Source organism: Streptomyces sp. SP17BM10, from assembly GCF_036322405.1.
Lineage (GTDB): Bacteria > Actinomycetota > Actinomycetes > Streptomycetales > Streptomycetaceae > Kitasatospora.
Genome location: NZ_JAQYXB010000556.1, coordinates 62,384 through 86,996, shown reverse-complemented (window position 1 = coordinate 86,996; position 24,613 = coordinate 62,384). Strand labels below are relative to the sequence as shown.

The 24,613-nt window shown below is 73.0% G+C and carries 24 protein-coding genes, 1 tRNA gene and 1 pseudogene; 16 read left to right on the top strand and 10 right to left on the bottom strand.

What is annotated here, in order from left to right; genetic code table 11:
* A pseudogene (locus tag PUR71_RS14610) lies at positions 1-154 on the bottom strand (ABC transporter ATP-binding protein); the annotation flags it as partial.
* A gap of 293 nt (positions 155-447) precedes the next feature.
* Between PUR71_RS14610 and PUR71_RS14605 the strand changes: the two are divergent.
* The 3 genes from PUR71_RS14605 to PUR71_RS14595 all read left to right on the top strand — a co-directional run bounded on the left by PUR71_RS14605 (position 448) and on the right by PUR71_RS14595 (position 2,014).
* Positions 448-529 (top strand) — tRNA-Leu (locus tag PUR71_RS14605).
* A gap of 141 nt (positions 530-670) precedes the next feature.
* Positions 671-1,537, top strand: coding sequence for a Bax inhibitor-1/YccA family protein (locus PUR71_RS14600; protein WP_329927409.1), 867 nt, complete (start codon positions 671-673; stop codon positions 1,535-1,537).
* Positions 1,538-1,636: 99 nt separating this feature from the next.
* Positions 1,637-2,014 carry a hypothetical protein gene (locus PUR71_RS14595; protein WP_329927408.1) on the top strand — a complete coding sequence of 126 codons (378 nt, stop codon included), beginning with the start codon at positions 1,637-1,639 and terminating at the stop codon, positions 2,012-2,014.
* A 146-nt stretch (positions 2,015-2,160) separates the two neighbouring features.
* On the opposite strand, the gene PUR71_RS14590 is transcribed toward PUR71_RS14595, so the two are convergent.
* The 3 genes from PUR71_RS14590 to PUR71_RS14580 form a co-directional block, all read right to left on the bottom strand.
* Positions 2,161-3,105: a hypothetical protein gene (locus tag PUR71_RS14590; RefSeq protein ID WP_329927407.1), complete on the bottom strand. Its 945-nt coding sequence runs from the start codon at positions 3,103-3,105 to the stop codon at positions 2,161-2,163.
* 311 nt (positions 3,106-3,416) lie between these two features.
* Positions 3,417-4,637: an acetyl-CoA C-acetyltransferase gene (locus tag PUR71_RS14585; protein ID WP_329927406.1), complete on the bottom strand. Its 1,221-nt coding sequence runs from the start codon at positions 4,635-4,637 to the stop codon at positions 3,417-3,419.
* Between the two features lie 62 nt (positions 4,638-4,699).
* Complete coding sequence (locus tag PUR71_RS14580; protein WP_329927405.1) at positions 4,700-5,794, bottom strand: SGNH/GDSL hydrolase family protein; 1,095 nt, start codon at positions 5,792-5,794, stop codon at positions 4,700-4,702.
* Between the two features lie 215 nt (positions 5,795-6,009).
* Here PUR71_RS14580 and PUR71_RS14575 point away from each other — a divergent pair, with 215 nt between their 5' ends.
* The 3 genes from PUR71_RS14575 to PUR71_RS14565 all read left to right on the top strand — a co-directional run bounded on the left by PUR71_RS14575 (position 6,010) and on the right by PUR71_RS14565 (position 9,673).
* Complete coding sequence (locus PUR71_RS14575) at positions 6,010-7,410, top strand: cystathionine beta-synthase (protein ID WP_329927404.1); 1,401 nt, start codon at positions 6,010-6,012, stop codon at positions 7,408-7,410.
* 465 nt (positions 7,411-7,875) lie between these two features.
* Positions 7,876-8,214: a hypothetical protein gene (locus tag PUR71_RS14570; RefSeq protein WP_329927403.1), complete on the top strand. Its 339-nt coding sequence runs from the start codon at positions 7,876-7,878 to the stop codon at positions 8,212-8,214.
* Between the two features lie 184 nt (positions 8,215-8,398).
* Positions 8,399-9,673, top strand: coding sequence for a L,D-transpeptidase (locus PUR71_RS14565; protein WP_329927402.1), 1,275 nt, complete (start codon positions 8,399-8,401; stop codon positions 9,671-9,673).
* A gap of 197 nt (positions 9,674-9,870) precedes the next feature.
* On the opposite strand, the gene PUR71_RS14560 is transcribed toward PUR71_RS14565, so the two are convergent.
* A complete protein-coding gene (locus PUR71_RS14560) occupies positions 9,871-10,233 on the bottom strand; it encodes a cupin domain-containing protein (RefSeq protein ID WP_329927401.1) in 363 nt (120 codons plus the stop codon).
* 133 nt (positions 10,234-10,366) lie between these two features.
* Positions 10,367-11,047 carry a peptide-methionine (S)-S-oxide reductase MsrA gene (msrA, locus tag PUR71_RS14555; RefSeq protein ID WP_329927400.1) on the bottom strand — a complete coding sequence of 227 codons (681 nt, stop codon included), beginning with the start codon at positions 11,045-11,047 and terminating at the stop codon, positions 10,367-10,369.
* 103 nt (positions 11,048-11,150) lie between these two features.
* Here msrA and PUR71_RS14550 point away from each other — a divergent pair, with 103 nt between their 5' ends.
* On the top strand, positions 11,151-12,305 hold the full coding sequence (locus PUR71_RS14550) for a cystathionine gamma-synthase (RefSeq protein WP_329927399.1): 1,155 nt from the start codon (positions 11,151-11,153) through the stop codon (positions 12,303-12,305).
* A gap of 6 nt (positions 12,306-12,311) precedes the next feature.
* Here PUR71_RS14550 and PUR71_RS14545 read toward each other — a convergent pair whose 3' ends face one another.
* On the bottom strand, positions 12,312-12,812 hold the full coding sequence (locus PUR71_RS14545) for a MarR family winged helix-turn-helix transcriptional regulator (protein ID WP_329927398.1): 501 nt from the start codon (positions 12,810-12,812) through the stop codon (positions 12,312-12,314).
* 122 nt (positions 12,813-12,934) lie between these two features.
* Here PUR71_RS14545 and ilvA point away from each other — a divergent pair, with 122 nt between their 5' ends.
* The 3 genes from ilvA to PUR71_RS14530 all read left to right on the top strand — a co-directional run bounded on the left by ilvA (position 12,935) and on the right by PUR71_RS14530 (position 16,275).
* Positions 12,935-14,146 carry a threonine ammonia-lyase gene (gene ilvA, locus PUR71_RS14540; RefSeq protein ID WP_329927397.1) on the top strand — a complete coding sequence of 404 codons (1,212 nt, stop codon included), beginning with the start codon at positions 12,935-12,937 and terminating at the stop codon, positions 14,144-14,146.
* Between the two features lie 190 nt (positions 14,147-14,336).
* The gene (locus tag PUR71_RS14535) at positions 14,337-15,416 is read left to right on the top strand and encodes an ATP-binding cassette domain-containing protein (protein ID WP_329927396.1); all 1,080 of its coding nucleotides are present in this window, start codon (positions 14,337-14,339) and stop codon (positions 15,414-15,416) included.
* Position 15,417: 1 nt separating this feature from the next.
* Positions 15,418-16,275 (top strand): ABC transporter permease, encoded by an 858-nt coding sequence (locus tag PUR71_RS14530; protein WP_329927395.1) that lies wholly within the window; start codon positions 15,418-15,420, stop codon positions 16,273-16,275.
* Positions 16,276-16,351: 76 nt separating this feature from the next.
* Here PUR71_RS14530 and greA read toward each other — a convergent pair whose 3' ends face one another.
* Together greA and PUR71_RS14520 are read right to left on the bottom strand one after the other, a co-directional pair.
* Positions 16,352-16,852: a transcription elongation factor GreA gene (gene greA, locus PUR71_RS14525; RefSeq protein ID WP_329927394.1), complete on the bottom strand. Its 501-nt coding sequence runs from the start codon at positions 16,850-16,852 to the stop codon at positions 16,352-16,354.
* Between the two features lie 303 nt (positions 16,853-17,155).
* The gene (locus PUR71_RS14520) at positions 17,156-17,569 is read right to left on the bottom strand and encodes a DUF4307 domain-containing protein (protein ID WP_329927393.1); all 414 of its coding nucleotides are present in this window, start codon (positions 17,567-17,569) and stop codon (positions 17,156-17,158) included.
* 240 nt (positions 17,570-17,809) lie between these two features.
* Here PUR71_RS14520 and mca point away from each other — a divergent pair, with 240 nt between their 5' ends.
* From mca to PUR71_RS14500, 4 genes are all read left to right on the top strand, one after another.
* The gene (mca, locus tag PUR71_RS14515) at positions 17,810-18,715 is read left to right on the top strand and encodes a mycothiol conjugate amidase Mca (protein ID WP_329927392.1); all 906 of its coding nucleotides are present in this window, start codon (positions 17,810-17,812) and stop codon (positions 18,713-18,715) included.
* A gap of 49 nt (positions 18,716-18,764) precedes the next feature.
* Complete coding sequence (locus tag PUR71_RS14510) at positions 18,765-18,956, top strand: hypothetical protein (protein WP_329927391.1); 192 nt, start codon at positions 18,765-18,767, stop codon at positions 18,954-18,956.
* Positions 18,957-18,998: 42 nt separating this feature from the next.
* A complete protein-coding gene (locus PUR71_RS14505; RefSeq protein WP_329927390.1) occupies positions 18,999-21,047 on the top strand; it encodes a thioredoxin domain-containing protein in 2,049 nt (682 codons plus the stop codon).
* Positions 21,048-21,273: 226 nt separating this feature from the next.
* Positions 21,274-21,702, top strand: a complete 429-nt coding sequence (locus PUR71_RS14500) for a GNAT family N-acetyltransferase (RefSeq protein WP_329927389.1) — start codon at positions 21,274-21,276, stop codon at positions 21,700-21,702.
* 14 nt (positions 21,703-21,716) lie between these two features.
* Here the strand turns inward: PUR71_RS14500 and PUR71_RS14495 are convergent, their stop codons facing one another.
* Positions 21,717-22,649 (bottom strand): hypothetical protein, encoded by a 933-nt coding sequence (locus PUR71_RS14495; RefSeq protein ID WP_329927388.1) that lies wholly within the window; start codon positions 22,647-22,649, stop codon positions 21,717-21,719.
* Between the two features lie 265 nt (positions 22,650-22,914).
* Here PUR71_RS14495 and PUR71_RS14490 point away from each other — a divergent pair, with 265 nt between their 5' ends.
* Positions 22,915-23,589: a papain-like cysteine protease family protein gene (locus tag PUR71_RS14490; RefSeq protein WP_329927387.1), complete on the top strand. Its 675-nt coding sequence runs from the start codon at positions 22,915-22,917 to the stop codon at positions 23,587-23,589.
* Between the two features lie 8 nt (positions 23,590-23,597).
* Positions 23,598-24,443 (top strand): hypothetical protein, encoded by an 846-nt coding sequence (locus tag PUR71_RS14485; RefSeq protein ID WP_329927386.1) that lies wholly within the window; start codon positions 23,598-23,600, stop codon positions 24,441-24,443.
* The last annotated feature ends 170 nt before the right edge of the window (positions 24,444-24,613 follow it).

Below are 24,613 nucleotides of genomic sequence, written 5' to 3'. Positions count from 1 at the left end.
CCATGATGGCGGTGAACTCGCCCTGGGGGAACTCGACGCTGACGTTGTCCAGGGCGACCACGCGGGTCTCCCCCTCCCCGTAGACCTTGTTCAGGCCGGTGGCGCGGGCGGCCGCCCGGCCGGTGCGGACGGCGGTTGCGGTCGACGAGGTCACGGGGGTGCTCCTTGCTGGTCGCGGATTCGTACCTCCATGCTCCGTCGCGTGATCATGGTCTATCGTCGCCCCGTCGAACGGTTGGCCCGACCGCCCCTGGGCGTACGGCCGCCCGGAACCCTCCTCCTGCGGTATGACGGCGACCCTGAGGCCGGGGCGGTGGCCGGAACCGGTGCGCTTCGTGGCCGAATCTCGAACAGTTCGTCAGATGGCAAGGAAACATGACAACTTCCCGGGCCTGGAACATGCGAAAGGGTGAGCCGGGCGACTAGGCTCAGGGTGGTTCGCAGGACGCCCGGATGGTGGAACGCAGACACGGGCAGCTTAAAACTGCTTGGCCGCGAGGCCGTGCCGGTTCGAGTCCGGCTCCGGGCACCGCTCGACGCGCGGGGGCGCCGCCGGCGTCCCCGCCGTGAGTCCTCCTGACGGATCATCCTCGCGGCGTATCCCGATATTTTTGCCAAGCCATTACCCTGGGTCCGGGGCGGTGCAGTGCCGCCACGGAGGGAATGAGCAATGAGAAGCAGCAACCCGGTCTTCTCGCGGGAGGGGTCCTTCACCCGCGAGCCCGGCTACGCAGGGTTCGGGACCACCGCGCAGGCCGGGGGTCCGTACGGCAACCCCTACGCGGGCGGCCCCTACGCCCAGCAGCCGGGCCAGGCCCCGCTGAGCGACGAACAGCTGTACGAGATGTACAACGGCCCGTCCGCCGGGTCGTTGGCCACCGGGCGGATGACGCTCGACGACGTGGTCGCGCGCACCGCCATGACGCTGCTGACCCTGGTCGCCGCCGGCGCGGTGGCCTGGTTCGCGCTGCCGTTCGAGAACTTCGGCGTCGCGATCGGCGCGAGCCTGGTGGCCATGGTCGTCGGCCTGATCGTCTCCTTCAAGCGGAGCGTCAGCCCGCCGCTGATCCTGCTGTACGCGGCCCTCGAGGGCTTCGCACTCGGCGCCGTCACCCACGCGTTCAACACCATGTGGCCGGGCATCGCGATCCAGGCGGTGCTGGGCACGGCGGCGGTCTTCGCCGCGATGCTGGTCGCCTACAAGAGCGGGAAGATCCGGGTCACCCCGAAGTACACCCGGATCGGCATCGCGATCGCCATGGGCTTCGTACTGCTCATGCTGATCAACGTGATCGCGATGGCCTTCGGCGCCGACCTCGGTCTGCGCTCGGGGCCGCTGGGCATCGTGGTCGGCCTGATCGGCATCGGCCTCGGCGCCTTCTTCCTCTCGCTGGACTTCGCGGCTATCGAGGAGGCCATCGCGCAGGGCGCGCCGCAGAAGGAGGCCTGGCGGGCCGCCTTCGGGCTCACCCTCTCGCTGGTCTGGATCTACGTCGAGATGCTGCGCCTGATCGCCATCCTGCGCGGCGACGACTGATCGACGACCCCGGCGGGGATCCCGCCGCCCACTGCCGCCGGGCCCCGGAGCACACCGCTCCGGGGCCCGGCGGCGTTGGATCCCCGTAGGCTCTTCGGCATGCATGACGTACAGCCCCTGGTCGAAGCCGTCGACTCCCTGGCGGATCGTTTCCGCTCGCTGCCGCAGAGCAAGCTGCTCGGCGCCGTGCCCGGGCACGCGTCGCGGGCGGCGGCCGCGCTGGCGCTGGCGCGCCGGCTGGCGGCGTTGGGGGGCGCCGCGGAGGGCGGGCCGGAGCGGGAGTTCCCGGACGCGGGCCCGTTCGCGGTGGGGGACCAGCTGGCCGTCGCCGGGCACGACCTGGCGCTCGCGCTCGCGGCCCTGCCGGAGGACGCCGAGGTGGCGCTGCCGCGGCAACTCGGCGGCCCCGCACGGGCGTCCGCGGTGCTGGCCGGGGCGGTCGCGGCGGTCGGCGAGACGGCGGCGCTCTGCGCGTAGGCGCGTGCGGCGCGTGCGGTGCGTGCGGTGCGTGCGGTGCGTGCGGTGCGTCCGGGGCAGCGGGAACGGCGAAGGCCGCCCGGGTCGGTAACCCCTGGGACCCGGGCGGCCGTTGGTGACGTGCGGTGACGTACGGTGAGCGGGCGTCAGATGCTGGCGACCACCCGGTCGGCGAGGACGTAGACGGCCTCGTCGTCGGTGGAGAACGTCAGCGAGTACGAGCCGGAGAAGCGCGAGCCGCCCAGCAGTCGGACGTGCTCGCCGGCCCGGACCGCGTCGATCAGCCGGTAGGCGGCCTCGCGGTCGCCCGGGGCCACGCACAGCGTGGTGCCGTCGGCGAAGGCGTACACGTCCAGGGTGCCCAGCGGGCCGGGGCGCACGTCGATCAGGGCGACGCCCTCGTCGGCGAGGGTGGCCAGCCGGATGTCGGTCCACTCGCGGGACGGGGCCTGGCTGGGCACGAAGTCGGGGTGCGAGGGGTGGCGGCGGGGGTCCGGAGCGGCGGCCGGGGCGTCCTCGACGGCCGGCTCGGCGTCCAGCAGGCCGGCCTCCAGGCCGGTGGCGATCAGGTCGGCCTCGCGGCGGGCGTGGGCGTCACCGCAGGCCTCGGCGCCGGCCGGGTGCCCGGGGCGCAGCGGCGCGCCGCCGTCGGTGCCCGGATCGGCCGGGGCGATGCCACCCTCGGTGATCAGGTCCTCCAGCGCGGAGCGCAGCGCCTCGCCGAACTCCGGGTCCATCGTTCCGGCGTTGTCGGCGGCGTCCTGCGGGCCGGTGGGGCGGGGGAAGAACAGCGGCCACTCGTCGGTGCCGGAGAAGGCGCCGGTGAAGGGGGAGTCGAACAGCGGCGCGTCCTCGGCCGCGCGGGCCTCCTGCTCCGCCCAGAACGCCCGGGCCTCGGTGATCTCCCGCTCGCGGTCGGCGGCGAGCGCCTGCGTCACGGCCCGGCGTATCGCGGCCTCGTCGACCGCGGCCGGTGCGGCCTGGGTCGCGGCCTGTGCGTCCAGCCTGCGGGAGAGCCCTCGGAGGTGGATCAGCACGGCGGCCGACACGGTGATCAGGATCAGCAGCAGGATGGTGTAGACGGCGCTCACGGAACGTACTCCTAGGGAGGAGCGGAACGGGGTTACGTCTCCACACTGCCGCATGCGGGGGTGTGACCGCAGTGGCGAATGTCTAATTCGTCCCGGACTTTCTCCCTTGTCCCCAAATTGTTAAGTAGTACCGTTCTACGCTGCGGAGTTGATCCGCTCCGCAGTGTCGATTTCCGGGTCGGAAACGAACGGAAAGAGGGCCGGATCGACCTCGCGGTGTGATCCGGCCCTCAATTACCGTGCGTCACTCCAAATGGGTGGGCCAGGCCCTTGCAGGGGTGCGGCGGACGCCGGTCGGGGAACGGCGGGGGTCAGCTGAGGCGCTCGATGACCATCGCCATGCCCTGGCCGCCGCCGACGCACATGGTCTCCAGACCGAACTGCTTGTCGTGCCACTGCAGGGAGTTGATCAGCGTGGTGGTGATCCGGGCGCCGGTCATGCCGAAGGGGTGGCCGACCGCGATGCCGCCGCCGTTGACGTTCAGCCGGTCCAGGTCGATGCCGAGGTCCCGGTAGGACGGGATGACCTGGGCGGCGAAGGCCTCGTTGATCTCGACCAGGTCGATGTCGCCGATGCCCAGGCCGGCCCGCTTCAGCGCCTGCTTGGAGGCCTCGACCGGGCCGTAGCCCATGATCTCGGGGGAGAGGGCGCTGACGCCGGTGGAGACGACGCGGGCGAGCGGGGTGATGCCGAGCTCGCGGGCCTTGGTGTCGGACATGATCACCAGGGCGGCGGCGCCGTCGTTCAGCGGGCAGCAGTTGGCGGCGGTCACGGTGCCGTCGGGGCGGAACACCGGCTTCAGACCGGACACGCCCTCCAGCGTGACGCCGGCGCGCGGGCCGTCGTCGGTGCTGACCACGGTGCCGTCCGGGAGCGTCACCGGGGTGATCTCGCGCTCCCAGAAGCCCGCCTTGATCGCGGCCTCGGCGAGGTTCTGCGAGCGCACGCCGAACTCGTCCTGCTCGGCGCGGGTGATGCCCTTGAGCGCGGCCAGGTTCTCGGCGGTCTGGCCCATCGCGATGTAGGCGTCCGGCAGCAGGCCGTCCTCGCGCGGGTCGTGCCACTCTCCGCCGCCCTCCTCGGCGCGCTTCTTGGTGCGGGCCTGGGCCTCGTCGAAGAGCGGGTTCATGGTGCCGGGCATGCCGTCCGAGGTGCCGTTGACGCTGCGCGAGACGGTCTCGACGCCAGCCGAGATGAAGACGTCGCCCTCGCCGGCCTTGATCGCGTGCAGCGCCATGCGGGTGGTCTGCAGCGAGGACGAGCAGTAGCGGGTGATCGTCGCGCCGGGCAGGTAGTCCATGCCCATCTGGACGGCCACGATGCGGGCCAGGTTGTGGCCCTGTTCGCCGCCGGGCAGGCCGCAGCCGAGCATCAGGTCGTCGATCTCGCGCGGGTCCAGCTGCGGCACCTTGGCCAGCGCGGCCCGGATGACGTGGGCGGTCAGGTCGTCCGGGCGGACGTCCTTGAGCGAGCCCTTGAACGCCCGGCCGATCGGCGAACGGGTAGCGCTGACGATGACGGCTTCGGGCATGACGGGCTCCTCGCTGGGTGACGGCGGACTGGCGTCCGGGAGGAAAGTTACCGCCTGGTAGGTCAGGCGTCACCAGCGCCGGCGTGTGAGCTGGCCGACGTGCCCCCGGGGGCGGCGGGAGGCCCCCCGGGCAGCCCGGTGACCAGGGTGCCGACCGCCCACCCGCCCGGCAGGCCGCCCCGCAGGCGGTTGCGCAGCAGCGCCCAGCGACGGGTCGCGCCCTCGGCCTCCACCGCGGCGACCTCGGTGCCCGCCCGGCCCGCCGCGGCGGCCGCGGCCATCGCCACCGGCAGCACCGTCTCGCCCCGCACCGGACCGGCCGGGTGCTCCTCGTCCGGCCACAGGCCCAGCGCGGCGCAGACCGACGGCAGGATGGCCATCGCGGCCGTCGCGTAGCCCTGGGCGGACGGGTGGTAGCGGTCGGCCGCGAACATCTCCGGCCGCGCGGCGAACTCCGGCCCCAGCAGCGAGCCCAGCGACACCGTGCGGCCGCCCGCCTCCACCACGGCGATGGTCTGCGCGGCGGCCAGCTGCCGGCTCAGCCGGCGGGCCACCCAGCGCAGCGGCGGGCGTACCGGCTTGATCGTCCCGAGGTCCGGGCAGGTGCCGACCACCACCTCGCAGCCGTTGGCCCGCAGTGCCGCGACGGCCTCGCCGAGCTGGCGGACGGCGAGCTGGGCCGGGCTGTGGCGGGTCACGTCGTTGGCGCCGATCATGATCACCGCGATGTCGGGGTGGTGCGGCAGCGCCTGCTCCAGCTGGCCCGAGAGGTCGGCGGACCGGCCGCCGGAGCGGGCCGCGTTCACCAGCCGGACCGGGCGCTCGGCCACCGAGGCGAGTCCGGCCGCGAGCAGTGCCCCCGGGGTTTCGCGGGAGCGCAGCACGCCGAGGCCGGCGCCGGTGGAGTCGCCGAAGACGGCCAGCACGAGCGGCGGCTGCGGCTCGCCGGCGGTGTCCGCGAAGGCCTCGCCGTAGACGCCGTCGGCCTTCGGCGGGTCGCCCTCGAGGATGCCGATGGCCTGGATGGCGAGCCTGCCCTCGGTCACCAGCAGTCCCACGAGGCCGACCCCGAGCAGACCGAGACCGCCGCCGCCGTACGCGGCGGCGGTGGCGATCCGACGGGCCACCCGGGCCCGAGAAACCTGTGCCCCTGGCATCCGGTGCCCCCTTCGCGTCCTCGTGCCGCCCCCTCCGGGGCCACGGAAATGCCTGCACCGCGTTCTTACCCGGTCGGGGGGTGCGGCTACCGGAGGCGGGAGGGGAGGTGGGCCATTGGGGGCGGTGTGCACGAGGGGAGGCCCGGTGTGCCCGGCACGGCCTAGGCTTTGGTCTACCGAAAGCACTCGCATGCCCATAGACCGGGAGGACCCCCGTGCGGTACCACAACTCGATCATCGACCTGGTCGGCAATACGCCGCTGGTCAAGCTGAACAAGGTCACCGAGGGCATCAGCGCGACGGTGCTGGCGAAGGTCGAGTACTTCAACCCCGGCGGCTCGGTCAAGGACCGCATCGCGATGCGCATGATCGAGGCCGCCGAGGCCTCGGGCGCCCTCAAGCCGGGCGGCACGATCGTCGAGCCGACCTCGGGCAACACCGGTGTCGGTCTGGCGATCGTGGCCCAGCAGAAGGGCTACAAGTGCATCTTCGTCTGCCCCGACAAGGTGTCCACCGACAAGATCAACACCCTGCGCGCCTACGGCGCCGAGGTGGTCGTCTGCCCGACCGCCGTCGCCCCGGAGCACCCGGACTCGTACTACAACGTCTCCGACCGCCTGGTCCGCGAGACCCCGAACGCCTGGAAGCCGGACCAGTACTCCAACCCGGACAACCCGGCCTCGCACTACCACTCCACCGGTCCGGAGCTCTGGGAGCAGACCGACGGGAAGATCACCCACTTCGTCGCGGGCGTCGGCACCGGCGGCACCATCTCGGGCACCGGCAACTACCTGAAGGAGGTGTCCGGCGGGAAGGTCAAGGTGGTCGGCGCCGACCCGGAGGGCTCGGTCTACTCGGGCGGCACCGGCCGGCCCTACCTGGTCGAGGGCGTCGGTGAGGACTTCTGGCCCACCGCCTACGACCGCGACGTCGCGGACGAGATCGTCGCCGTGTCCGACAAGGACTCCTTCCAGATGACCCGCCGCCTGGCCAAGGAGGAGGGCCTGCTGGTCGGCGGCTCCTGCGGCATGGCCGTGGTCGCCGCGCTGGAGGTGGCCCGCGAGCTCGGCCCGGACGACGTCGTCGTGGTGCTGCTGCCGGACGGCGGCCGCGGCTACCTGTCGAAGATCTTCAACGACGACTGGATGGCCGACTACGGCTTCCTGCCCTCGGCCACCGACGAGGCCCACATCGGCGAGGTGCTCGCCCGCAAGGAGAGCATCGAGCAGGGCGGCGTCCCGCAGTTCGTCCACATGCACCCGAACGAGACGGTCGCCGAGGCGGTCCGGGTGCTGCGCGAGTACGGCGTCTCGCAGATGCCGGTGGTCTCCCCGGGCGCCGGCCACCCGGACATCATGGCCGGCGAGGTGATCGGCTCGGTCGTGGAGAAGCTGCTGCTGGAGGGCATCTTCGCGAAGGAGATCGAGCTCACCGACACGCTGGACAAGGTGATGTCCAAGCCGCTGCCGGTGGTCGGCTCGGGCGAGACGGTCACCAACCTGATGACCGTCCTGGAGAAGGCCGACGCCGCGGTGGTGCTGGTCGAGGGCAAGCCGCAGGGCATCGTCACCCGGCAGGACCTGCTCGGCTTCCTGACCGGCCGCGCCGCGCACTGACGCTGCGGGACGCTGACGCGCGGTCACCGGCTTTCGTCCACGGGCGGATGTGAAGGATTCGTCCACGGGCGAAGTGGTACACCGGCGTCACCTGCCCGCAGCACGCGGTTAACAACGCTCCGGCATGGTGGTTCCAGCGGCAACAAGCCGAGCGAGGCGACAGTGACCGACCGGGAGCGGCTCCCCGGTGGTCGCGGTCGGCTCCGGACACGTCGGGCGGCCCTGACCCGGCCGGCCGTGTCCGCCCTCCCCGACCGCTTGCGCGGAGGGAGGGGCCAAGCCGCGGGAGGCGCCGTCGTCCCGACCCTGTCCGGCTCCGGCCGGTCGACAGGGTGCGGCGGCTCCCGCGGCCGCCACCGCGCCGGTCGGCGCGACTCCGCGGCTCCCGGGTGGGGGAGCCCAGGCGGAGTGCGGTCGGGGCCGGTCCTTCTCCGAGGGGCCGGCCCTTCCCGTACGCTCGCACGCATGACCAGCACTGAAACGACCGGCCAGGACGCACCGCGCTACGTCCGGCTCAAGATCGAACTGATCGCCGAGATCACCGACGAGGGCGCCCTCAAGGCGGCGGCCCTGGAGCAGGTGGCCGGCGACGACTACCTCGACGACGAGGAGCGCGCGCAGTCCGTCGAGGCCATCGAGGTGGACCCGTCGGGCTCGCTCGCCCACTTCATCGACCCGGTGGCGCTGCTCGGCGACGTGCCGGGCGTCGAGCTCGCCTCGGCGACCTGGGAGTCGGCCCAGACCGAGTTCGACCCGGACAACGAGGAGTGGGACGAGTACTCGGTGGAGGAGTCCGCCGAGTAGTCGTCGAGGACCACGGCTGCGGAAACGCCCGGCCCGCGCACGCGGGGGCCGGGCGTTTCGGTGTCCCGGGAGGGCGGTCGGGTCATCTCATAGGATCGCTTACCCTTCGGTGGTGGAACCGTGAACGGGCATATCGCGTTTCTGTATCCGTAATGCCCGGGATGATCAGCAGGGAGAACGTGACGTGACGGCACGCGACGGTCAGGGCCGGTCGGCCGGGGGCAACTGGAGCCGGCGCGGTGTACTCGCGGGCCTGATCGGGGCGCCCGTCCTCCTGCTCGCGGCCTGCAACGACACCAAGAGCGCCGACGCGGGCGGTTCCGGCGGCGCCGGCGGTTCCGGCGGCGGCACCCCGGGCTCGGGCGGCAGCGCCGCCCCGAAGACCTCGGCCGCCGTGATCACCGTCAGCCCGGCCGACGGCACCTCCGCCGCGAGCTTCAGCGACCCGGTCAAGGTCACCGTCACGGGCGGCACCCTCGGCACCGTCAAGGTGACCGACTCCACCGGCAAGGAGCTGGCCGGCCAGCTCGCCTCCGACGGCACCAGCTGGACCTCGTCCGCCGCGCCGGTCAGCGGGACCAAGTACACCGTCGCCGCGACCGCCACCGACAAGGACAAGCTGGAGGCGGACGCCAACGCCGTCTTCACCACGGCGACCCCGGCGAACACCTTCGTGGGGTACTTCACCCCAGAGGACGGGTCGGTCGTCGGCGTCGGCATGCCGGTCTCGATCAACTTCAGCAAGCCGGTCACCGACAAGAAGGCCGTCCAGCAGGCGATCACCGTGGTCGCCGAGCCCGGCGTCGAGATCGTCGGCCACTGGTTCTCCAGCACCCGCCTCGACTTCCGTCCGCAGGAGTACTGGGCCAAGGGCACCAAGGTGACCGTCCAGCTGCGCCTCAAGGACGTCCAGGGCGCCAAGGGCGTGTACGGCACCCAGTCCAAGGACGTGAGCTTCACCATCGGCCGCGCACAGACGAGCGTCGCCGACCTCTCCACCAAGAAGCTGACCGTCACCACGGACGGCCAGGTCAGCGCCGTCTACAAGATCTCCGGCGGCGCGCCCGACCACACCACGTGGGGCGGCAAGATGGTCATCTCGGAGCAGTACCAGCAGACCCGGATGAACTCGCAGACCGTCAACCTCGGCAGCGAGTACGACATCGCCGACGTGCCGCACGCCCAGCGCCTCACCACCTCGGGCACCTTCATCCACGGCAACTACTGGTCCTCGCCGTCGATCTTCGGCGGTCAGAACACCAGCCACGGCTGCGTCGGCCTCCAGGACGCCAAGGGCGCCTCGGACAGCGGCACCGACGGCTACAGGTTCTACAAGTCCTCGATGATCGGCGACGTCGTCGAGGTCGTGAACTCCGGTGACAAGCCGGTCGCCCCGGACAACGGCCTCAACGGCTGGAACATGTCCTGGGCCGACTGGAAGGCCGGCAGCGCGCTCTGACCCGCCCCGACCGGGCACACCATCCTGGAACTCCTCCTCGGGCGGACCGGACCTCGCGGTCCGCCCGAGGAGTCGGACGGGTGTGGAACGCGAGCAGGGACGGCGACAGGACGCGGAGTTCAGCGCGTTCGTCGCCGCAACGGCCGCCGACGGCCGAGGCCGGCCGAGGTGTCGACCGCCGACCCGCACCGGGGGCGTCAGCGCTTGGCGTAGTCGGCGAATCCCTGCCAGTCGACGACCACACAGGGGTCGTCGCCCAGGATCCAGGCGTCGTGGCCGGGCGGGCAGATCATGAAGTCGCCCGGGCCGAAGTCGGCCTGCTCGCCGTCGTCCATGACGATCCGCATGCGGCCGGACACCACGTAGCCGAGGTGCGCGGCCTGGCAGCTGTCGGTCTTGGCGATCGGCTTCACGTGCTTGGACCACTGCCAGCCGGGCTGGAACACGGCCCGGCCCACCGGGCCGGCGTCCAGGTTGACCAGCCGCAGCTCGCCCTTGCCCTCCTCGAAGGGGCGGATCTCCTCGGGATCGTCGAAGTTCTTCCTGACCAGACCGGACATGGTCGGCTCCTCTCCGCGCGGGCCGGCCCGGCCGCCGGGCAGGTGGAAGGGCCGTCCCTGCTGGCCCTTCCAGTCTGCGCCCGGCCCGGGGCCCGGTCACCTCGGGTGGCCGGCCCCCGGGCCGCGCCGGCCGTCAGCCCTCGGCGGTGCGGGCCACGCCGATCGGGCAGGAGGCGCCGGTGCCGCCGAGGCCGCAGTAGCCGTTGGGGTTCTTGGCGTCGGACAGGTACTGCTGGTGGTACGGCTCGGCCGGGTAGAACGGGCCGGCCGGGGCGATCTCGGTGGTGATCGGGCCGAGGCCGAGCGCCGTCAGGGCCGGCTGGAAGGCGTCCCGGGTGGCCGTCGCGGCGGCGGCCTGGGCGGGGGAGTGGGTGTAGACGGCGGAGCGGTACTGGGTGCCGACGTCGTTGCCCTGGCGGTTGCCCTGGGTCGGGTCGTGCGCCTCCCAGAAGGTCTTCAGCAGCCGCTCGTAGGAGACCACCGCCGGGTCGAACACCACCCGGACCGCCTCGGTGTGCCCGGTCAGGCCGCTGCACACCTCGTCGTACGTCGGGTTCGGCGTGTGGCCGCCCTGGTAGCCGACCAGCGTCGTCCAGACGCCGGGCACGCGCCAGAACGTGCGCTCGGCGCCCCAGAAGCAGCCCAGCCCGAAGTCGGCGACCTCCAGGCCCTCCGGGTACGGGCCGGCCAGCGGGTTCCCGAGGACGGTGTGCGCCTCGCGCAGGACGAAGGCCGGCGACTCCCGGCCGGGCAGGGCCTGGGCGGCGGGGACGAGCGAGGTCTTGTGGCGGTTGAACAGCACGGCCTGCTCCATCGGGGTAGGGAGGGTTGCCCAGGCGTCAACGCGCGCGGGCGCCGCCCCATTCCGTCCCGTCATTCCGGCGGGCGCCCGGCCGAACGGCCACTACGCTCGACCTATGACCGAGCACCAGCTTCCCCAGGGCTTCGAGACCCTCGCCATCCACGCGGGTCAGGAGGCAGACCCCCAGACCGGGGCCGTCGTCACGCCGATCTACCAGGTGTCCACCTACAAGCAGGACGGGGTGGGCGGCCTGCGGGGCGGTTACGAGTACAGCCGCAGCGCCAACCCGACCCGCACGGCGCTGGAGGAGTGCCTCGCGGCGCTGGAGGGCGGGGCCCGCGGCCTCGCCTTCGCCTCCGGCCTCGCCGCCGAGGACACCCTCCTGCGCACCATCCTCAAGCCGGGCGACCACATCGTGATCCCCAACGACGCCTACGGCGGCACCTTCCGGCTGTTCGCCAAGGTGCTGACCCGCTGGGGCGTCGAGTTCTCCGTCGCCAACACCCAGGACCTGGCCACCGTCCGCGCCGCGCTGCGGCCCAACACCCGCGCGGTCTGGGTGGAGACCCCGTCCAACCCGCTGCTGGGCATCACGGACCTGGCCGCGCTCGCCGAGATCGCGCACGGCCACGGCGCGCTCCTGGTGGTCGACAACACCTTCGCCAGCCCGTACCTGCAGCAGCCGATCTCGCTCGGCGCGGACGCGGTCGTGCACTCCACCACCAAGTACATGGGCGGCCACTCGGACGTCGTCGGCGGTGCGCTGGTGCTGGCCGACGCCGCCCTCGGCGAGGAGGTGGCCTACCACCAGAACGCGATGGGCGCCGTCTCCGGCCCGTTCGACGCCTGGCTGGTGCTGCGCGGCATCAAGACGCTGGGCGTCCGGATGGACCGCCACAGCGCCAACGCCGAGCGGGTCGCCGAACTGCTGGCGAGCCACCCCAAGGTCAGCCAGGTGCTGTACCCGGGCCTGCCCGAGCACCCCGGGCACGACATCGCCGCCAAGCAGATGAAGGCCTTCGGCGGCATGGTGTCGTTCCGGGTCGCGGGCGGCGAGGAGGCGGCGGTCGAGGTCTGCAACCGGGCCCGGCTGTTCACCCTCGGCGAGTCGCTCGGCGGCGTGGAGTCGCTGATCGAGCACCCGGGCCGGATGACCCACGCCTCCGCGGCCGGCTCGCCGCTGGAGGTCCCGGCCGACCTGGTCCGCGTCTCGGTCGGCATCGAGTCGATCGACGACCTGCTCGCCGACCTCAAGCAGGCGCTCGGCTGAGGGCGCTCAAGGGCACTGCCCCTGCGGCGGGTGGCCGTGCCGGTCCGCCGTGTAGGTCTCCATCGCGAGGTTGAAGCGGGCCAGCAGCGCGCAGAACGCGTGCTGGTCCTCCGGCTGCCAGCCGGCCACCAGGCGGCGAGTCAACTCGGCTCTGCCGTCGCGGACTTCGCACAGGCGGTGGGCGCCGAGCGGGGTCAGTGCGAGGCGCACGGCACGGCGGTCGGCCGGGTCCTGGACCCGGCCGACCAGCCCGGCCGCCACCAGCGGGGCGACCTGGCGGGTCACCGTGGAGGAGTCCACGCCGAGCGCGTCGGCCAGCGCCTTGACGTTGGCCGGCCCGTGCCGCTCCAGGCGGTCGAGCAGCAGGTAGGCGGCCCGGTCCAGCGCGCCGAGGCCGTCGGAGGTCCGGACCTGTTCCATCCGGCGGGCGAACACCGCCAGCTGGTACTGGAGTTGGCTGTGCACGGGGTCGGTGCGGTCGGTGGCCTGGGGCGAGGTCGTCGTCATCGCGGCTCACGATCGTCGTGCGGTGAGGGAGGCTCAGAAGCAGCAGATTACGCGGGCGGGGCTGGCCCGGGAACAGGCCCGGCATGCCGGATCGCCGCTCGCCGCCGCCGTAGGCTGGCGTTATGCGCAACCTGCCGATCACCCTCGACGACGTCCGCGGGGCCCAGAAGATGCTGGCCGGGGTCGCCAGGGTGACCCCGATGGAGGGCAGCCGCCACCTGTCGTCGCTCGTCGGCGCGCCGGTCCACCTGAAGTGCGAGAACCTCCAGCGCACCGGCTCGTTCAAGCTGCGCGGGGCGTACGTGCGGATCGCGGGACTCACGCCGGTGCAGCGGGCCGGCGGAGTGGTCGCGGCGAGCGCCGGGAACCACGCCCAGGGCGTGGCGCTGGCGGCCTCGCTGCTGGGCGTCCGCTCGACCGTCTTCATGCCGGTGGCCGCGCCGCTGCCGAAGGTCTCGGCGACCCGCGACTACGGCGCCGAGGTCCGGCTGCACGGGAGCACGGTGGACGAGGCGCTGCAGGCCGCGCAGCGGTACTCGGAGACGACCGGCGCGGTGTTCATCCACCCCTTCGACCACTGGGACGTGGTCACCGGCCAGGCCACCGTGGGCCTGGAGATCCTGGAGCAGTGCCCCGAGGTGCGGACCATCCTGGTCGGCGTGGGCGGCGGCGGGCTGCTGGCCGGGATCGCGGCGGCGGTCAAGCCGCTGCGGCCGGACGTGCGGGTGGTCGGCGTGCAGGCGGCGGGCGCCGCCGCGTACCCGCCCTCGCTGGCCGCCGGGCGGCCGGTGTCGCTGGAGCGCTTCGCCACCATGGCGGACGGGATCATGGTCGGCCGCCCCGGGGACATCCCGTTCGAGGTGGTCAACACGCTGGCGGACGGGATCCGGACGGTCTCCGAGGACGCGCTGTCGCGGGCGCTGCTGCTCGGCCTGGAGCGCCTGAAGCTCGTCGTCGAGCCGGCCGGGGCGGCCCCGATCGCGGCGCTGCTGGAGGAGCCGGGCACCTTCGACGGCCCGGTGGTGGCCGTCCTGTCGGGCGGCAACATCGACCCGCAGCTGATGCAGCGGGTGCTGCGGCACGGGCTGGCGGCGGCCGGGCGGTACCTGTCGCTGCGGGTGCGGCTCGCCGACAAGCCGGGCGCGCTGGCGGACCTGCTGGGCGTCCTGACCAGGGTGGACGCGAACGTGCTGGACGTCGCGCACGTGCGCACCGACCCGCGGCTCGGGCTGACGGAGGTCGAGGTCGACCTGCACCTGGAGACCAAGGGGCCGGAGCACTGCGCGGTGGTGGTCGGCGAGCTGCGGGACGCGGGGTACGTCGTCGGTACCTGACGGCTCACGACGGCTCCGGCGGCCTCCCCGGGCGGGTCCGGGAATTCCCTTGACGCGATATATCGTGAGCTGCCAGACTCGCGATACATCGCGTCCCCTGTCCATGGGCGAAAACCGAGTCGCCCGCGTTGCCGCACCCGGGGCACAGTGGGACGGATCACCCATTTCGTCCGAGGAGATGAGGCAGGCCATGGCGCCAGCCATCCAAGCCGAGAACCTGGTGAAGACCTTCGGTGACGTACGGGCCCTCGACGGCGTCACTCTGGACGTCCCCGAGGGCACGGTGCTCGGGCTGCTCGGCCCCAACGGCGCCGGCAAGACGACCACCGTGCGCGTCCTCACCACCCTGCTGCAACCCGATTCCGGTCGGGCCGTGGTCGCCGGGGTCGACGTGCTCAAGCACCCCAACCGGGTCCGCAGCCTGATAGGCCTCTCCGGTCAGTACGCCGCCGTCGACGAGTACCTGACCGGCTTCGAGAACCTCCAGATGGTCGGCGAGCTCTACCAGATGACGGCCCGCGACGCGAAGGCCCGCGCGCTGGAGCTCCTGGAGTGGTTCAACCTCACCGAGGCCAAGGACCGCACCGCCAAGACGTACTCGGGCGGCATGCGCCGGCGCCTGGACCTCGCCGCGGCGCTGGTCGTCCGGCCGCCGGTGATGTTCCTCGACGAGCCGACCACCGGCCTCGACCCGCGCAACCGGCTCGCGCTCTGGGAGGTCATCGAGACCCTGGTCGAGCAGGGCACCACGCTGCTGCTCACCACCCAGTACCTGGAGGAGGCCGACCGCCTCGCCCACGACATCGCGGTGGTCGACCACGGCCGGGTGATCGCCCGCGGCACCGCCGACCAGCTCAAGGCGCAGATCGGCGGCGAGCGCATCGAGGTCGTCGTGCACCGCGCCGACGACGTCGCCGCGGCGCTCACCGCGCTGTCCGGGTACGCGCTGGGCGAGCCCGCGCTCGAGCGCAACACCCGGAAGATCACCGTCCCGGTCAGCGGCGGCGCCCGGGTCCTCGCGGACGCGATCCGCGAGCTCGACGCCCGCTCGATCGAGATCGACGACATCGGCCTGCGCCGCCCGACGCTGGACGACGTCTTCCTGACGCTCACCGGCCACGTCGCCGAGTCCGCGGACGACGAGAACGGCGCGGGCGCCAAGGGCCGTGGCAAGGGCGGGCGCGGCAAGGGCGGCCGGGCCGGCGACGACGGCGGCGACGACGGCGAGGGCCGGGACAAGCAGGCCGTCGCGGCCGGAACGGAGCGCTGAGATGACCACCGCCACCGAGCACGCGATCGGCGGGGCGGTGCCCCGCCAGCGCCGGGGGCTCTCCGCGACCCTGCACGACTCCTGGGTCGTCGCCAAGCGCAACCTGCGCCGGATGGCCCGGATCCCGGAGATCGTGGTCTTCGGGCTCATGCAGCCCGTCATGTTCGTGCTGCTGTTCTCCTTCGTCATGGGCGGGGCGATCCAGATCCCCGGGACGCAGGCCAGCTCCAACACCTACATCCAGTTCCTGATGGCCGGCATCTTCGCCCAGACCGTCACCTTCGCCACCGCCGGCGCCTCGGCCGGCATCGCCGAGGACATGACCAAGGGCCTGGTGGACCGGTTCCGCTCGCTGCCGATGGCCCGCTCGGCGGTGCTGGTCGGGCGCACCCTGGCCGACCTGGTCCAGACGGCGTTCACCCTGATCGTGCTGGCCCTGGTCGCGCTCGCGGTCGGCTGGCGGATCCACGACGGCATCCTGAAGGCGCTCGGCGCGTTCGTGCTGCTGCTCCTGCTCGGCTACGCCTTCTCGTGGATCGGCGCGCTGATCGGCCTGTCGGTGCGCAGCCCGGAGGCGGCCACCTCGGCCGGCCTGATCTGGCTGTTCCCGCTGACCTTCGTGTCCAACGCGTTCGTGCCGGTCAGCTCGATGCCGGGCTGGCTGCAGGGCATCGCGTACTGGAACCCGTTCAGCGCCACCGTGCAGGCCTGCCGGGAGCTCTTCGGCAACCAGGTCGGGCCGGTGGACAGCGCCTGGCCGATGCAGCACGCGGCGCTGGTGTCGCTGGCCTGGTCGGTGCTGATCACGGCGGTGTTCTCGTGGCTGTCGGTGCGCAAGTACCGCTCGGCCGCGGGCTGAGCGCGGGCTGTGACCGGACGTGCCGGAGGGCGGCCGCGGAGCTCCGCGGCCGCCCTCCGGGCGTGTTCGGGGCGGATCAGCCGGCGTGCGGCGTGACCTTGAGGATCTTCACCATGGCGGGCCGGCCGTTCGGCAGCTCGTAGGTGGCCTCGTCGCCGATCTGCTTGCCGTCGATCGCGCGTCCCAGCGGGGACTGCGGCGAGTAGACGTCCAGGTCGCCGGAGCTGGCGACCTCGCGCGAGGCGAGGAGGAACTCCATGGTGTCGTCCTCGTCGCCGTCGAAGGCGACCGTGACGATCATGCCCGGGGCCACCACGCCCGAGTCCGCGGGGGCCTCGCCGACCTTGGCGCGCTCCAGGAGCTGGGTCAGCTGGCGGATGCGCAGCTCGTACTTGCCCTGCTCCTCCTTGGCGGCGTGGTAGCCGGCGTTCTCCTTGAGGTCGCCCTCCTCGCGCGCCGCCTCGATCTTCTGGGCGATCTCGATGCGCCAGGGTCCGGTCAGGTGATCCAGCTCGGCCTTGAGCTGGTCGTAGCCGGCCTGAGTCAGCCAGGTCACGTTCTCGCTGGTCTGGGTCACAGGTGCTCCTCGTAGGTGCTGGGGCTGTGCTGAGGGTGTGAGTCGTCAGCAGGAGGTCGGTGGTGATATCGGTCTCAACTACAAAGCAACGCCCGCTCCCGTACCATCCGGTGCGGAAGGGGCGAAACCACGAGCCTAACAAGTCCTGCCGACAAGCGGGAGGGCCGTTGGCGCGCCGTTGACGGCGGCGTTTCGCCGAGGTGTACGGCAGCCGGGCGGGCCCTTCTCTGGATGCCCGTTCGCGAGATCGAATATGCGCAGGTCGCCGGGCGCGGCGCTACCGGATTCCGGGCGGTTCGCGGGTCACTTGGCGGGTGTGCAGCCCAGGAGCTCGGCGGTGGTGCCCCGGGCGGTGGTGCGCAGGCTGACCACGGCGTCGTAGCTGGAGCCCGCGGCGGGGACGGGGAAGTCGGCCAGGCCGACCACGGAGCCGTCGGAGCCCTGCGAGCGGACGGTGCAGGTGCCGGCCGTCCCGTCGCCCTTGCTCACCGCGAGGTGCAGCTGCACCTCGGAGTCCGACACCACCTGGAATGTGGGCACCGAACCGTTGATCGCCGTCTCGCGGAGCAGGTACGAGCCGCCCAGCCAGGCGATCAGGCCGAGGCCCAGCACGCCGCAGACCGCGCCGACGACCTTCAGACGGCGGTCCGCCTCGCGGTCGGCGCTCCTGCCGTAGCGCCCCTCGGGCAGCTCGGCGGTGGTGGTGTCTGCGGTCATCGGGACGAGTCCTCTCCGGGGAAGGGCCGCGCGGGTGGTGCGGGGGAATGCGGCGCTCCTCCAGTCCGTCACTATAGGAGGGGCACGCCCGCGGCCGATGCGGCGGGGCGGGGCCCGGCCGTGCCGGCGTACGTCCGGCCGACCGGTGCCGCGGTGACACGGTCCCTGAGTGTGCGGCTCGGACGACGGGCGGGCCGGCTTCGCGCCGGCGCCCGGACCACATGGAAGGAACGCAAGGCGTTGACTGAGCAGTTGCGACTGATGGCGGTGCACGCCCACCCGGACGACGAGTCCAGCAAGGGCGCGGCCACCATGGCCATGTACGTCGACCAGGGGGTGGACGTGCTCGTGGCCACCTGCACCGGGGGAGAGCGCGGGTCGGTCCTCAACCCCAAGCTCCAGGGGGACCCGTACGTCGAGGAGAACATCCACGAGGTCCGGCGCAAGGAGATGGACGCCGCGCGGGCGATCCTCGGCGTCCGGCAGGCCTGGCTGGGCTTCGTCGACTCCGGCCTGCCCGAGGGCGACCCGCTGCCCCCGCTGCCCGAGGGCTGCTTCGCCCTGCAGGACGTGAAGGAGGCGGCCGAGCCGCTGGTCCGGCTCATCCGCGAGTTCCGCCCGCAGGTCATCACGACCTACGACGAGAACGGCGGCTACCCGCACCCCGACCACATCATGACCCACAAGATCACGATGGTGGCCTTCGACGCCGCCGGGGACCCGGACGCCTACCCGGAGGCCGGCGAGCCCTGGCAGCCGCTGAAGCTGTACTACAACCACGGCTTCCCGATGGGCCGCATCCGCGCGCTGCACGCCTACCTCACCGAGCACGGCCACGAGTCGCCCTACGGCGAGTGGATCGCCAACTGGGAGAAGAGCGGCCGCAAGGAGCGCGAGATCACCACCCGGGTGCGCTGCGACGACTGGTTCGAGACCCGCGACCGCGCGCTGATCGCCCACGCCACGCAGATCGACCCGGACGGCCCGTGGTTCCGCGTCCCGCTGGAGGTCCAGCGCGAGGTGTGGCCCACCGAGGACTACGAGCTCGCCCGTACCCTGATCGACGTGGACCTGCCGGAGGACGACCTGTTCGCCGGCCTGCGCACCCCCACCCTGGTGGCCGAGGCCGCCGACACGCGCGACTGAACCACCCCCCGACGGCCCGGCTCGCCGTGAGCCGGGCCACCATAGAGATATGAGCGCCCCCGTGAACCTCGTCCACCTCGCCGCCGACCTCGCCGTCGACGACGCCAAGGTCACCCCCGGTCTCCTCGGCTTCGTCGTCTTCGCCGCCCTCGGCGTGGCCACCTGGTTCCTGGCCAAGTCGATGAACCGCCAGTTCAAGAAGGTCAACTTCGCCGAGGACCCGGAGTCCCCGAAGGAGTGAGCCCCGGGCCCCGTCCGGGCGCCGATGCGCGAGGATGGGGCCATGCCGAACCGTCTCGCGGACGCGACCTCGCCCTACCTGCTGCAGCATGCCGACAACCCGGTGGACTGGTGGCCGTGGGGCCCCGCGGCCTTCGCCGAGGCGGCGCGGCGCGGCGTGCCCGTCCTGCTGAGCGTCGGGTACGCCGCCTGCCACTGGTGCCACGTCATGGCGCACGAGTCGTTCGAGGACGAGGACGTCGCCGGGTACCTGAACGAGCGGTTCGTCGCCGTCAAGGTCGACCGCGAGGAGCGGCCGGACGTCGACGCCGTCTACATGGAGGCGGTGCAGGCGGCCACCGGGCAGGGCGGCTGGCCGATGACGGTGTTCCTGACGCCGGACAAGGAGCCGTTCTACTTCGGCACGTACTTCCCGCCCGAGCCCCGGCACGGCATGCCGTCGTTCCGGCAGGTGCTGGAGGGCGTCGAGGCCGCCTGGCGGGACCGGCGCGAGGAGGTCGGCGAGGTGGCCGGGCGGATCCGGGCCGACCTCGCCGGGCGGGCCTCGGTGTACTCGGCCGGCGCACACCACCCGCCCGCGGCGGCCGACCTGCACCAGGCACTGGTCACCCTCGGCCGCGACTTCGACGAGCGGCGCGGCGGCTTCGGCGGCGCGCCGAAGTTCCCCCCGGCCATGGTGATCGAGTACCTGCTGCGCCACCACGCCCGCACCGGCTCGCAGGCGGCGCTGGAGATGGCCGAGCGCACCGGCGAGGCGATGGCCCGCGGCGGCATCCACGACCAGCTCGGCGGCGGCTTCGCCCGGTACGCGGTGGACGCCGGGTGGGTCGTGCCGCACTTCGAGAAGATGCTGTACGACAACGCGCTCCTGCTGCGCGCCTACCTGCACCTGTGGCGGGCCACCGGATCCCCGCTGGCGCGCCGGGTGGCGCTGTCGACGGCGGACTTCCTGCTGCGCGAACTGCGCACGCCCGAGGGCGCGTTCGCCTCCGCGCTGGACGCCGACAGCCTCGACGAGGAGAGCGGCTCCTCCGCCGAGGGCGCGTACTACGTGTGGGAGCCGGGCCAGTTGGTGGACCTCCTCGGCCCGGCTGACGCCGCCACCGCCGCCCGGCTGTTCTCGGTGACCGCGGAGGGCACGTTCGAGCACGGCACCTCCGTCCTCCAACTCCTCGCCGACCCCGAGGACGTCGACGAGTTCGAGGTCATCAGGGAGCGGCTCCTCGCGGCCCGCGGTCTGCGCCCGGCGCCCGCCCGCGACGACAAGGTCGTCGCCGCGTGGAACGGCCTCGCGATCGCCGCCCTCGCCGAGACCGGCGCCCTCCTCGAGCGGCCCGACCTGGTCGAGGCCGCCGAGCGCGCCGCCGACCTGCTGCTCGCCGTCCACCTCACCCCCGAGGGGCGGCTGCTGCGCACCTCCAGGGACGGCAGGCCCGGAGCCAACGCGGGCGTGCTGGAGGACTACGCGGACACCGCCGAGGGCTTCCTCGCGCTGTACGCCGTCACCGGCGAGGCGGAGTGGCTCCAGCTGGCGGGCGGACTCCTCGACACGGTGCTCAAGCACTTCACCGACGAGGCGTCCGGCGCGCTCTACGACACCGCCGACGACGCCGAGGAGCTGATCCGCCGCCCGCAGGACCCGACCGACAACGCGACCCCGTCCGGCTGGACGGCCGCCGCCGGCGCTCTGCTCACGTACGCCGCGTACACCGGCTCGGCCCGCCACCGCACCGCCGCCGAACGGGCGCTCGGCATCGTGGGCGCGCTCGCCGCGCGGGCGCCGCGCTTCATCGGCTGGGGCCTGGCCGTCGCCGAGGCGCTGCTCGACGGGCCGCGCGAGGTCGCCGTGGTCGGCCCCGCGGACGACCCGGCGACGGCCGCGCTTCGGCGGGCGGCGCTGCTGGCCACCGCGCCGGGGGCGGTCGTGGCGGTCGGGGCGCCGGCGACCGGCGACACCGAGGTGCCGTTGCTGGCGGACCGGCCGCTGGTGGGCGGGGCGCCCGCCGCGTACGTCTGCCGGCACTTCGCGTGCGACGCGCCGACCACCGACGCGGCGGTGTTGGGCGAGCGGCTGGGCGTGGCCGTCGAGTAGCCGCGGGCGGCGTGCGGCGGCCGGTTAATCGGTGGTGGTCGCGCCCCGGGGCGGCGCGAGAATGGCGCATGACCTGGACCTTGAGCTCCTCCCTCGACGACTTCCGCGAGCGGGCGGGCGGTTTCCTGGCCGCGCACCCGGCCGAGAACACGGTCCTGCTCACGGTGGCGCACCGGCTGGTCGAGGCGGGGCCGAACGTCTTCGGGGAGCGGTCGCCGGTCTTCGGGTGGTGGAGCCCGGCCGCTCCCGGCCCGCCACGGCGGCCGACCGGGAGCTGGCGATCCGCTGGTACGGGGAGTTCGCGGCCGAGGCCGGGGTCCTGGCCACCAACGTCCCCGCGGCCGTCGACGACCGCATCGCCGGCGGACGGCCGCACCTCTGGGAGGACGGCGGCGAGCCGGTCGCGCTGGCCGGCGACAGCCCGGTGATCGCCGGGATGTCCCGCATCGGCCCGGTCTACACCCCCGCCGACCGGCGTGGCCGCGGCTACGCGAGCGCCGTCACCGCCGCCGCCACGGCCCACGCCCTCGCCGCCGGTGCCGCCGAGGTGCTGCTCTACACCGACCTGGCCAACCCGGTCAGCAACTCGATCTACCAGCGGATCGGGTTCCGGCCGGTGGAGGACTGCATGGCGGTCGGCTTCACCGAGCGGTAGCCCCCCGCGGAGGGTCACTCCCAGTCCCAGCGGACGCCGAGCAGGCACGGGGTCAGCGCCGTCGCCACGAGGTGCACGCAGTGGTGTCCGTCGAGCGTCAACTCCTCGCTCTCGTACGGTGCTTCGCCCGGTGAGTGGAGCGCGAAGCGGTGGCAGCGGACGGGCAGGGCGGCCGGGTCGAAGGTGACCTGGAGGACGTACTGGCCCGCGCCCGAGTTGAAGCCGCGGACGTACTCGCAGCTCGGTTCGGGCGAGGGCGCGTCGTCGAAGCCGTAGCCGAGCAGGTGGGTGTCGCCCGCCCGCAGCCGGCGGTCGAGGAGGAGCTCGGCGACGAGCAGGTGGTGGGCCCGGTCGCGGCGGACGCGGCCCGGGCGGCAGTTCTCCTCGGCGCGGACGCCGACGCGGGTGATGTCGCAGCCCGGGTCGCCCTGGTAGAGGGCGAGGTAGCGGTCGATGCCGTCGCGGTGGGCACGCAGCGCGTGCTGGGAGTCGCGGCGGACCAGTTGGCGGTCGGGGCCGATGCGGATCCGCTCGATGTGGGTGATGGTGTGCAGCCCGGTGTCGCGGGGGCCTGCGATGGTGGCGAGCAGGTCGTCGACCGCGGTGGCCGGGGTGATGAGGTCGCGGTAGGGGCGCACGGGCGGACCGGCGGGGGCGGTGTCGGCTGCTCGGCGCGGGCCGAGCAGCCGGGTGAGGGAGTGCTCGGGCAGGTCCAGTACCTCCTCCAGAGCGGCGACGGCACGGAGCGATTCCGGCCGTTCGGGGCGCCGCCGGCCCTGCTGCCAGTAGCTGAGGCTGGTGAGGCCCACGTGGACGCCGCGCAGCGCGAGGTGGCGCCGGACGCGGTGCAGGGCGAGGCCGCGGGCGGTGATGGCGGTGCGCAGGGCCAGGTGGAACGGGCCGGTGCGCAGCGCGGCGGCGAGATCGGGGTGCTCGCTGCGGTGCATGTCTTCCTCCTGGGGAACGGGCGTGGGGAGCCCAGGATTTGACCGTGAATATTCACATCAGCCCGGCCGTTTGTCACTCGTCCGGGCGTGTCGCGCGGGCGTTCCACGGGCGGCGTTCACACCGGGCCGTCTCCGTTCACACCTGATCCGCGGTGCGCGCGGGGACCGTTGACCGCCCTTCGTCAACGGCGCGATGCTCATGGCGCGATCCGGACCGCGCCCCCACACAGCACTTCCTTCTGCTCGTGCAAGGAGGCATTCCCCCATGCCAGTTCCACGGATACGGCTGCGCCGCGCGGTCTCGGTGCTCGCGCTGGGCGTGCTCGGCCCGGCGCTCACCGCGGCCGCGGCCACCCCGGCCGCCGCCGCTCCCGGCCAGGACCGGGTCCCCACCCCGGTCCGGCCGCACGCCCAGGTCCGCCAGGTCGCCGCGCCCGGCAGCACGGCCGACCTGGCCGGCACGTACAAGAAGCTCAACATCACCATGCAGCAGCAACAGCAGACCAACTGGTGCTGGGCGGCGAGCGGGAACACCATCGCCACGTGGTTCGGCTACACCTACAGCCAGAACCAGTTCTGCAACGCCGCGTTCGGCCGCTCGGTGGACTCCAGCTGCCCCAACAGCCAGGCCACGCTGGGCGACGTCCAGAACGCGCTCGACTGGATCGGCATCAACCCCGGCTCGTACGTCACCGGCTACCTGCGCTACAGCACGGTGCAGGCCGAGGTGGACGCCAACCGCCCGATCGAGGCGCGCATCCAGTGGAGTTCGGGCGGCGGGCACATGCACGTCCTCTACGGGTACGACACCGGCAACAACTGGGTCTACTGGGGCGACCCCTGGCCCTCCAACTACCGCTACAACTGGGCGGATTACTGGTACTACGTGAACAACGACACGTTCTCGTGGACCCACTCCCTGTACCGGATCGGCGCGTGAGGGCGACCATGACTGACCTCGGGAAGGCCCGCCGGGCCGCCACCACCGCCCTGCTCGCGGCCGGCTTCGCGCTGGCCCTCGCGCCGGCCGCGCACGCCGACGCACCGGCCGGGGCGCCCGCGCCGGTGGCCGCCGCCGACCTGGCGAAGGCCCGCGACGCCGTGCGGAGCCCGGCCGTGCTGGACAAGCTCGGCCACTTCTTCGCCCGCAAGGGCGTGCCGCCGACGCAGCAGCTGACCATCGGCGCGGACGAGGAGGCCCGGGCGGCGACGGCGGAGACGCCTCGACTCGCCGGTGACACCGTGCCGGTGTACACCCTGGACGCCGCCTTCGTGGCCGGCACCCCGGGCGCGGCCGTCGCGAAGGCGGAGTTCACCGCGAGCAAGGTGGTCGCGGCGGACGGGCAGACCGCCTCGGTGTGGACGGTCCGCCAGGGTGACGACTGGCGGGTCGTCAACATCGCCTCGGGCGGCGACGAGAGCGACTACGCGGCGAAGGCGGCCGCGGACGGCGGAACGGCGTTCCGCGAACCGCAGATCAACGCGTGGTACGTGCTGCGCGACGGCCGGGTGCTGCCGCTCGACGACGAGGCCCGCCGCTCGGTGGGCGCGGACGGGGTGGCGCTGGCCGCGTACCAGGAGCTGGTCCACCAGCGGTACGGGGACAAGCTGCCCGGCTCGGCGTACGACCGGGCGGGCGAGGGCGGCGGCTACCAGGTCGGCGCCGCCGCACCGGCACCGGTCGGCCACGGTTCGCCGCTCCCCGCCGTGACGGCGGGCGCGGCGCTGGGCGCCACCGTGCTGGTCGCAGCGGCCGCGGTCCTGCGGCGCAGGACGGGCGCCCGACGAGGGTAGGGCGTCACGCGAGGCGGGGCCCGGCGGACACGGCCGGGCCCCGCCGTCGTGTCCGCGGCGCGGAGGGGGTGAGCCACCGGTCCGCGGGGTCCGTTCCGCAAGGTCTTTAAGTGCGGCTCCCGCACATGGAATTGACGCAACGTTGATCTGGCGTTCGCCGTCCGGAGGCA